Source organism: Streptomyces sp. NPDC091209 (assembly GCF_044757755.1).
Taxonomy (GTDB): Bacteria; Actinomycetota; Actinomycetes; order Streptomycetales; family Streptomycetaceae; genus Streptomyces.
Genome location: NZ_JBIVVR010000007.1, coordinates 387,608 through 396,870, shown reverse-complemented (window position 1 = coordinate 396,870; position 9,263 = coordinate 387,608). Strand labels below are relative to the sequence as shown.

Annotated in this window: 6 protein-coding genes and 2 pseudogenes; 2 read left to right on the top strand and 6 right to left on the bottom strand. The window is 70.2% G+C overall.

Annotated features, from left to right (window positions below; genetic code table 11):
• A pseudogene (locus tag ACIQRL_RS22720) lies at window positions 1–600 on the top strand (hypothetical protein); the annotation flags it as partial.
• Here ACIQRL_RS22720 and ruvX read toward each other — a convergent pair.
• From ruvX to ACIQRL_RS22700, 4 genes are read right to left on the bottom strand one after another with little or no spacing between them, the layout of a single operon-like run.
• Entirely contained in the window at window positions 593–1,057 is a 465-nt protein-coding gene (gene ruvX, locus ACIQRL_RS22715; RefSeq protein WP_401334171.1) for a Holliday junction resolvase RuvX, read from the bottom strand. The pseudogene ACIQRL_RS22720 and the gene ruvX sit on opposite strands and share 8 nt — an antisense overlap.
• A gap of 13 nt (window positions 1,058–1,070) precedes the next feature.
• Window positions 1,071–3,743, bottom strand: a complete 2,673-nt coding sequence (gene alaS / locus ACIQRL_RS22710) for an alanine--tRNA ligase (RefSeq protein ID WP_401334168.1) — start codon at window positions 3,741–3,743, stop codon at window positions 1,071–1,073.
• On the bottom strand, window positions 3,743–4,114 hold the full coding sequence (locus ACIQRL_RS22705) for a DUF6167 family protein (RefSeq protein ID WP_401334165.1): 372 nt from the start codon (window positions 4,112–4,114) through the stop codon (window positions 3,743–3,745). The genes alaS and ACIQRL_RS22705 overlap by 1 nt, the downstream gene beginning before the upstream one ends.
• Window positions 4,115–4,121: 7 nt before the next feature.
• The gene (locus ACIQRL_RS22700) at window positions 4,122–4,556 is read right to left on the bottom strand and encodes a DUF948 domain-containing protein (RefSeq protein ID WP_261702773.1); all 435 of its coding nucleotides are present in this window, start codon (window positions 4,554–4,556) and stop codon (window positions 4,122–4,124) included.
• A gap of 161 nt (window positions 4,557–4,717) precedes the next feature.
• Between ACIQRL_RS22700 and ACIQRL_RS22695 the strand changes: the two are divergent.
• Window positions 4,718–6,888 (top strand): annotated as a pseudogene (locus ACIQRL_RS22695) (ATP-binding protein).
• 39 nt (window positions 6,889–6,927) lie between these two features.
• Here ACIQRL_RS22695 and rpsD read toward each other — a convergent pair.
• Window positions 6,928–7,542 carry a 30S ribosomal protein S4 gene (gene rpsD / locus ACIQRL_RS22690; RefSeq protein WP_328556643.1) on the bottom strand — a complete coding sequence of 205 codons (615 nt, stop codon included), beginning with the start codon at window positions 7,540–7,542 and terminating at the stop codon, window positions 6,928–6,930.
• A 323-nt stretch (window positions 7,543–7,865) separates the two neighbouring features.
• Window positions 7,866–9,221, bottom strand: coding sequence for a replication-associated recombination protein A (locus ACIQRL_RS22685; RefSeq protein ID WP_401334162.1), 1,356 nt, complete (start codon window positions 9,219–9,221; stop codon window positions 7,866–7,868).
• Window positions 9,222–9,263: the final 42 nt, after the last annotated feature.

Below are 9,263 nucleotides of genomic sequence, written 5' to 3'. Positions count from 1 at the left end.
CTGACCCTGATTGCCGTACTGCTGCTGACCCTGACCGGGGTACTGCTGACCCTGACCGTTGAACTGCTGCTGACCCTGGTCGCCGTACTGCTGCTGACCCTGACCCGGGTACTGCTGCTGACCCTGATTGCCGTACTGCTGCTGACCCTGACCGGGGTACTGCTGACCCTGACCGTTGAACTGCTGCTGACCCTGGTCGCCGTACTGCTGCTGGCCCTGACCCGGGTACTGCTGCTGACCCTGATTGCCGTACTGCTGCTGACCCTGACCGGGGTACTGCTGACCCTGACCGTTGAACTGCTGCTGACCCTGGTCGCCGTACTGCTGCGCCTGCTGCTGATAGGGCTGCGGCTGGCCGCCGTCGTAGGCGGACTGGCCGTCGGCGGCCTGTCCGCCCCATCCGCTGTCCCCGTACAACGGGTCCTCCGGATGCCACGGTTCGGAGCCAGGGCCCCGGCCATACTCAGTCATCGATCCCCTACGAGCCGCGAGCCGGCAGCGGCCGGCTCATGGCTCGGCTCCCGTCCGCCTCTTTGCTGTGCGAGGGCTGTTCGAACGCCATCGCATCGGGCGGAACGTTACCGTATCGCGATCAGATGACCACTTCGACGCCCTCGCCGGGCGACTTACCTGACACCCGTTCGGATTCCAGCGCCTGCTGCAGAATGATGACGGCCGCCGCCTGGTCGATGACCGACCGGCCCTTCTTCGATTTCACGCCCGCTGCGCGCAGCCCCTGACCGGCGGTCACTGTGGTCATCCTCTCATCCACGAGCCGTACCGGAACAGGAGCGATCCCTTCCGCGAGCTCCTGGGCGAAGGCGCGGACCTTGACCGCGGCGGGACCCTCGCCCCCCTTGAGGGAGCGAGGGAGCCCGACGACGACCTCGATCGGCTCGTACTCCTCGACGAGCTGCCGCAACCGGCGGTGGGCGGCCGGGATGTCACGTCCCGGGACCGTCTCCACCGGTGTCGCGAGGATCCCGTCGGGGTCGCACGAGGCGACCCCGATCCGGGCGTCCCCGACGTCGATCGCGAGCCGACGTCCTCTGCGCATCTCCACCGATTTCTTACTTGGCCGTCTCGGCGACGAGGCGCTGGACCGCGTCGATGGCCTCACCGACGGCGGAGGCGTTCTGGCCGCCGCCCTGGGCGACGTCCGGCTTGCCGCCACCGCCGCCGCCGAGGGTCTTGGCGGCCGCGCGGACCAGTTCGCCGGCCTTCAGGCCGCGCTCGCGGGCGGCCTCGTTGGTGGCGATGACCGTCAGCGGCTTGCCGCCCGCGACGGTGAACAGCGCCACCACGGCGGCGCGTCCACCCTGGATGCGGCCGCGCACGTCGAGGACCAGCTTGCGCAGGTCGTCGGCGCCCGTGCCGTCAGGGACCTGGCCGGTGACCAGGGCCACTCCGTTGACGTCCTTGGCGGAATCGACGAGACCGGCGGCGGCCTGCAGGACCTTCTCCGCGCGGAACTTCTCGATCTCCTTCTCGGCGTCCTTCAGTTTGCCGAGCATGGCGGAGACCTTCTCCGGAAGCTCCTCCGGGCGACCCTTGACCAGTTCCTGGAGCTGGGCGACGACCGTGTGCTCACGGGCGAGGAAGTTGTACGCGTCGACGCCGACCAGGGCCTCGATGCGGCGCACGCCCGAGCCGATGGACGATTCACCGAGCAGCTTGACCAGGCCGAGCTGGGAGGTGTTGTGCACGTGCGTGCCACCGCACAGTTCCTTGGAGAAGTCGCCGATGGTCACGACGCGGACGCGCTCGCCGTACTTCTCGCCGAACTCGGCGATGGCGCCCTGCTTCTTGGCCTCGTCGAGGCTCAGGATCTCGGCGTGCACGTCCAGGTCGCGGGCGAGCACCTCGTTGATCTGCTGCTCGACGTCCGTCATCACGGCCGTCGGGACGGCGGACGGCGAGCCGAAGTCGAAGCGGAAACGGCCGGGCTGGTTCTCGGAACCGGCCTGGGCGGCCGTCGGGCCGAGGGCGTCGCGCAGCGCCTGGTGCGTGAGGTGCGTGGCCGAGTGGGCGCGGGCGATGGCCGTGCGACGGCGTACGTCGATGGTGGCCTGGGCCTTGGCGCCGACGGTGACCTCGCCGACCTGGACGACGCCCTTGTGGACGTACACGCCGGGGACGGGCTTCTGGCAGTCGCGGATCTCGATGACGGCACCGGTGTCGACCCGGATGCGGCCCGTGTCACCGATCTGGCCGCCGCCCTCGGCGTAGAACGGGGTGCGGTCGAGGACGATCTCGACCTCGTCGCCCTCGGTGGCGGCCGGGGAGGAGACACCGTCGACGAGGATGCCGACGACCGTCGACTCGGCCTCGGTCCGGTCGTAGCCGATGAAGTCGGTCTCTCCGGCGGCGTCGGCGATCTGACGGTAGGCGCCGAGGTCGGCGTGGCCGGTCTTCTTGGCGCGGGCGTCGGCCTTGGCCTTGTCCCGCTGCTCCTTCATCAGACGGCGGAAGCCGTCCTCGTCCACCGACAGGCCCTGTTCGGCGGCCATTTCGAGGGTGAGGTCGATCGGGAAGCCCCAGGTGTCGTGGAGCAGGAAGGCCTTGTCGCCGGCGAGGACCTTGCCGCCGGAGTCCTTGGTGTCGGAGATGGCCGTGTCGAGGATGTTCGTGCCGGCCTTCAGCGTCTTGAGGAAGGCGGCCTCCTCGGCGAGGGCCACGGTCTCGATCCGCTGCCGGTCGGTGACCAGCTCCGGGTACTGCTGGCCCATCATCGCGATCACGACGTCGATGAGGTCCTTGACGACCGGTCCGGTGGCGCCGAGCAGGCGCATGTTGCGGATGGCGCGGCGCATGATGCGGCGCAGCACATAGCCGCGGCCCTCGTTGCCGGGGCTCACGCCGTCACCGATGAGCATCACGGAGGTGCGCATGTGGTCGGTGACCACGCGCAGCGAGACGTCGGAGCCGTGGGCGGCGCCGTACTCGACACCCGTCAGCTCGGTGGCCTTGTTGATGACGGCCATGGAGGTGTCGATCTCGTACATGTTCTGCACACCCTGCAGAATCATGGCGAGGCGTTCCATGCCGAGGCCGGTGTCGATGTTCTTGCTGGGCAGGTCGCCGAGGATCTCGAAGTCGTCCTTCGAGATGCCCTCGCCGCGCTCGTACTGCATGAAGACCAGGTTCCAGATCTCCACGTACCGCTCGTCGTTGACGGCCGGGCCGCCCTCGACGCCGAACTCGGGACCGCGGTCGTAGTTGATCTCGGAACACGGGCCGCAGGGACCCGGGACGCCCATGGACCAGTAGTTGTCCTTCTTGCCGAGCCGCTGGATGCGCTCGGCCGGGACGCCGATCTTGTCGCGCCAGATGGACTCGGCCTCGTCGTCGTCGAGGTAGACCGTGATCCACAGGCGCTCGGGGTCGAGCCCGTAACCACCCTTGTCCTGGGGCGAGGTGAGCAGCTCCCAGGCGTAGGTGATGGCGCCTTCCTTGAAGTAGTCGCCGAAGGAGAAGTTGCCGCACATCTGGAAGAACGTGCCGTGCCGCGTGGTCTTGCCGACCTCTTCGATGTCGGGTGTGCGCACGCACTTCTGCACGCTGGTGGCGCGCGACCACGGCGGCTTGACCTCGCCGAGGAAGTACGGCTTGAAGGGGACCATGCCGGCGGGGACCAGGAGCAGAGTCGGGTCGTCCGCGATGAGCGACGCCGAAGGGACGACGGTGTGACCGCGCTCCTCGTAGAAGCTCAACCAGCGGCGGCGGATTTCAGCCGACTCCATCAGTGGTCCTCATTCCGGTTGTACGAGTACGTCGTGTTCTCGATGTACTTGATCTGCTTGTTGTTGCCGAGCTGCTCGATGCCGGGCCGCTGTGTGTCGCCGATCGCGGCGGTACGGCGCTGCGGGGGCAGTTCGGAGTCCGGGTGCTCGTTCAGGCCGAGCACCTCGCCGAGTTCGGCCTCTCGTTGGGCCATCCCGTCGCGGACGTCGAGCGCGAACTCCTTGAGCCGGTGGCCCGCGTCGATCGCCTTGTTGGCGGCCTGGGCCGCCAGGCTCTCGGGGGTGAGCTGCCTGAGCTTGCGGTTGACCTTGGTGGTGGCCCATACACCCGCGGCTGCGCCTGCGGTGAACCAGAACGTACGGCGGAACATCGCTGCGTCAGTCCTTCTTCCGCTTTCCCCGCCGCGCGGACGGGACGGTGCGGCCCACGATCACGGTACGCCGGGACGCTTTGTCGGGCACATTCTCTCGACGGCCTCCGATGGCCCGGCGCACGCCGTAGCCGAACGCCGCGACCTTGACCAACGGGCCGCCGAACGTGGAGGCGACGGTCGTCGACAGCGCCGAGGCGTTCGACGTGACCTCCTGGACGTCCGACGCGATGGCGTCGACCCGGTCGATCTGCGTCTGCGCGGAGCGCACCGCCGCGGAGGCGTCCGCCAGGAGCGGGACGGCCTGGTCGGTCACGTCCGCCACGAGCTTGGTGGTCGCCCTGAGCGTCTGGGCCAGCCTCACCAGCGCGACGGCGAGGAAGGAGACCAGGATCGCCCAGAAGACGGCCACCAGGATCCCGGCCACCTCACCACCGGACACTGTGCACCCGCTCCCTGACTGTGTGCCTGGACATCGAAAAGTCGTCACCCGAGCCTATCGCGCCGGGGCCGGGGCTCCGTACCGCATTTCACGGCTCCGGGGTGTGGAGTTGCCCGAAGCGATTGTACGGAATGCTTATGGCTCAGTACGCTCCGTATCTCATGCAGCGTTCTCACCGCGCCCGGCGCTCCGGTCCTGCGACACCCGGCAATCTGCCCCTGGAACTCGACGCGTTCGTGGGCCGCGCCACCGAACTCGCACGGCTGGCCGAGGTGCTGGAGACGGTCCGCCTGGTCACCGTCACGGGCATGGGGGGCGTCGGCAAGACCCGTTTCACGGCGCACGCGGCGGCCCGGACGGAGGTACGCGACGGGGTGTGGTGTGTGGACCTGTCCGCGGTGCACGACCCGGAACTCGTCGAGTACGCGGTGGCCGAGGCGCTCGGTCTGAAGGACCACACGGCGAAGCCGCCGCGCCAGATGCTGCTCGACCATCTGGCCGGGCGCCGGCTCCTCCTGGTCCTGGACGGTTTCGAGCACCTGGTGGACGTGAGCGCCTCGCTGGTGGGCGAGTTGCTGCGGCGGGCGTCCGGGCTGCGGGTGCTGGCCGTGGGCCGCAGGCCGCTGGACGTCGGGGGCGAGCGGGTGTTCCCGCTGGCCCCGCTGCAACCGGCTGAGGCGGTGGAGCTGTTCGCGCACCGGGCGGCGGCCCGGGTACCCGGCTTCGCGCTGGACGAGGGGAACCGTTCCGCCGTCGAGGAGCTGTGCGGGCGCCTGGACGGAATCCCGCTGGCGCTGGAGCTGGCGGCGGGACGCCTCAGCGCCCTCTCGCCCGCGCAGCTCCTCGCCCGTCTGGAGGACCGGTTCCGGCTGCTGACCGGCGGCGGGCGCGACGCGCCGCCCCGGCACCAGACGCTGCGGACGGCGATCGGCTGGAGCCACGAGCTGTGCACACCGGGGGAACGGCTGCTGTGGTCGCGCCTGTCGGTGTTCGCCGGGCAGTTCGACCTGGAGGCCGCCGAGTACGTGTGCAGCGGAGACGGACTGCACGCCGACGACGTCCTCGACGTGCTCGGCGAGCTGCTCGCGCAGTCGGTGCTCTCACGCGAGGACACCACGGCGGGGGTGCGCTACCGGATGCTGGACACGGTCCGGGCCTACGGCGCGGACTGGCTGGCGGCGACGGGCGACGCGGAGCGGCTGCGCCGCCGGCACCGCGACTGGTACATGGGCCTGGCCACCTGGTGCGAGCTGGACTGGTTCTCGCCGCGCCAGGGCGAGGTCGCGGCACGCGTCGAGACGGAACTGCCGAATCTGCGCTGCGCGCTGGAGTACTCGCTCACCGAACCGGACGAGGCGCATCTGGGCCAGTATCTGGCGGGCGCGCTGTGGTTCTACTGGGTCGGCTGCGGCCGGCTCTCCGAGGGCCGGCACTGGCTGGAGCGCAGTGTCGAACTCGACGGCGACCGTGACCAGTCGCGGCTGAAGGCCCTGTGGGTGCTCGGCCATGTGGCGGTCCTCCAGGGGGACTCGGTGCCCGCGCTGTCCGCGCTCCAGGAGTGCCGCGAGGAGGCGGAGCGCTCCGAGAACGCCGTCGCGGTCGCGTACGCCGAGCATCGCACCGGCTGTCTGGCCCTGGTCACGGACGACATGGCGCGCGCCGAGGCCCTGCTGCGCTCGGCGCTGGACCGCTATCACGAGATCGGCGAGCTCAACACAGCAACGTGCTGATGGGCCAGGTCGAACTGGCGATGGCACTCGCGTTCCAGGGCGATCTGCCGGGCGCGGTGAAGCTGTGCGAGGACGTCCGCAGGGTCTGCGAGGACCACGGGGAACGCTGGGCGCTGGCGTACGCGCTGTACGTCCTCGCGTACGAGGCGCAGGCCGAGGGCGATCAGGCGCGGGCCCGGAGTCTGCTGGAGCAGGGGCTCGTCATCGCGGACGGCTTCCACGATCTGCTCGGTGCCGTCCTCGCGGTCGAGCTGCTCGCCCTGGTCACGGCGGTGGAGGGCGATCCCGCCGAGGCCGCGCTGCTCCAGGGGGCGGCGTCGCGGATGTGGCCGTCCGTGGGCCTGCCCCTGTTCGGTTCGGCGTACTACAACGCGCCGCACGAGCGCTGTGCGGCCCTTTCCCGGCAGCAACTGGGCGACGAGCGGTACGAGGAGTGCGTACGGGCGGGAGAGCTGCTGGGGCGGGACGCGGCGGTCGCCCGTGCGCTGAAGGGGGCCGGGGCTCCGCCGCTCGGGGCGGTGCCGTCGCCTCGCAGGCTGCCCCCGGACACGCGAAAGCCCGCCGTCTCGCCCACCGCGAAGGGCGGGGAGACGACGGGCTGACACTGACGCGCAGGTGGTACCGCGTCCGCTGTCGGAAGATCAGCGGGCGTAGTACTCGACGACGAGCTGCTCGTCGCAGATCACCGGGATCTCCTTGCGGTTCGGCTCACGGTCCAGGCGGAAGGCCAGGGCCGGGAGGTTCACCTGGAGGTAGCGCGGGGTCTCACCGTCGGGGGCGAAGCCGCCCGCGCGGGAAACCTCGAACAGCGTCTTGCTGCGGCTGCGCTCGCGGACCATCACGACGTCGTCGGGACGGACGCGGAACGAGGGCTTGTCGACCTTCTGGCCGTTGACCTCGATGTGACCGTGAACGACCATCTGGCGGGCCTGGTAGATCGTGCGGGCGATGCCCGAACGAAGGACCAGCGCGTCGAGACGACGCTCCAGCTCGATGACCAGAGCCTCACCGGTCTTGCCCTGCGTCTTGGCGGCACGCTCGTAGGCGCGGACGAGCTGGCGCTCGGACACGTCGTACTGCGCGCGCAGACGCTGCTTCTCCAGCAGACGGACCTTGTAGTCCGAGTTCTGCTTGCGGCCGCGGCCGTGCTCGCCCGGCGGGTAGGGGCGGGCCTCGAAGTACTTGACGGCCTTCGGGGTCAGCGCGATACCGAGCGCACGCGACTTCTTGACCTTGGGGCGGGACTGATTCGCCACTGTCTGTTTCTCTTTCCTTATTCCGGCTCACCCGGGTTAAAGGAGGTCGCATCCGCAGCCTGGGAAACCCTGCGGGCCCTGATGGGCCTGCCGGGCAGCCGCTCCCTGGTCTGGGCACTACGTGCAGCACACGAGTAGCCCACCGACCGTTCCCGGAAACCGGGTGGTGGTGGGCAGCCCGCGACACCTTCGACGGTGCGCGACGCTCCTGGATCCCCTCGTCGTACGAGTACGGTGTCGGGGTTCCGGCTGCATGTCCCGTTGGGTGATGCCGACCGGAGCCGGACGCGGGACGCAGCGCTTCGAGACATGTTACAGGGTGCTCACGACCGCCCTCTACCGAGGCGCTTGCGGGTCCACTGCACCGCGTCGGCGTAGCGCGCCTCCGCGCCGTGCCGGGTGGGCGTGTAGTACTCCCGGTCCGCGAGCTCCTCGGGCGCGTACTGCTGGGCCGCGATGCCCTCGGGCAGGTCGTGCGGGTACACATAGCCCTGCGCGTGCCCGAGCTTGGCCGCGCCCTTGTAGTGCCCGTCGCGCAGATGCGTCGGCACCGGACCCGCGTGGCCCTTGCGCACGTCCTCCATGGCGGCGCCGATGGCCATGGTCGCGGCGTTGGACTTCGGGGCCAGGGCGAGGGCGATCGTGGCGTGGCTGAGGGTGAGCGCGGCCTCCGGGAAGCCGATCATCGCGACGGCCTGGGCGGCCGCGACGGCTATGGGCAGCGCGTTCGGGTCGGCGAGGCCGATGTCCTCGCTCGCGGAGATCATCAGGCGGCGGGCGATGAAGCGGGGGTCCTCGCCCGCCTCGATCATCCGGGCCAGGTAGTGCAGGGCCGCGTCCACGTCGGAGCCGCGGATGGACTTGATGAGGGCGCTCGCCACGTCGTAGTGCTGGTCGCCGTCGCGGTCGTACTTCACGGCGGCGCGGTCGACCGTCTCCTCCAGCGTCTGGAGGGTGATCTCCGGCTCGCCCTTGTCGAGGGCCGCGCCGGCCGCGGCCTCCAGGGCGGTCAGGGCGCGCCGGGCGTCACCGCCGGCGATCCGCAGCAGGTGCTCCTCGGCGTCCCCGGGCAGGGCGACGGCTTCCTTCAGACCGCGCTCGGAGGTGAGTGCCCGGCGCAGCAGGGCGCGCAGGTCGTCGTCCGTGAGGGGTTCGAGGGTGAGGAGCAGGGAGCGGGAGAGCAGCGGCGAGATCACCGAGAAGTACGGGTTCTCGGTGGTCGCGGCGATCAGCGTCACCCAGCGGTTCTCCACGGCCGGGAGCAGGGAGTCCTGCTGGGCCTTGCTGAAGCGGTGGATCTCGTCCAGGAAGAGGACGGTCTCCTTGCCGTAGCCGCCGGTGGCGCGGCGGGCGCCCTCGATGACCGCGCGGACCTCCTTGACGCCCGCGGTGATCGCGGAGAGCTCCACGAAGCGCTTGTCGGTGGCCTTGGAGACGACGTACGCGAGGGTCGTCTTTCCGGTGCCCGGCGGGCCCCAGAGGATCACCGAGGACGGTCCGGCCGGGCCTCCGCTCCCCTCGGCGACGAGTCGGCGCAGGGGCGAGCCCGGCTTCAGCAGATGCTGCTGCCCCACGACCTCGTCGAGGGTGCGCGGGCGCATCCGCACCGCCAGGGGACTGCTGGACGGGTCCTTCTCCTGGCGTTCTTCTGCCGCGGCGGTGAACAGGTCGGGCTCCACGTCAAGAACCCTACCGGGGGCCGCCGACAATCCCCGCAGGGC

Coding starts and splice junctions, on each gene's coding strand:
- alaS (WP_401334168.1), bottom strand. CDS start 3,743: ATGGAGTCGGCTGAAATCCGCCGCCGCTGGTTGAGCTTCTACGAGGAG.
- ACIQRL_RS22705 (WP_401334165.1), bottom strand. CDS start 4,114: ATGTTCCGCCGTACGTTCTGGTTCACCGCAGGCGCAGCCGCGGGTGTA.
- ruvX (WP_401334171.1), bottom strand. CDS start 1,057: ATGCGCAGAGGACGTCGGCTCGCGATCGACGTCGGGGACGCCCGGATC.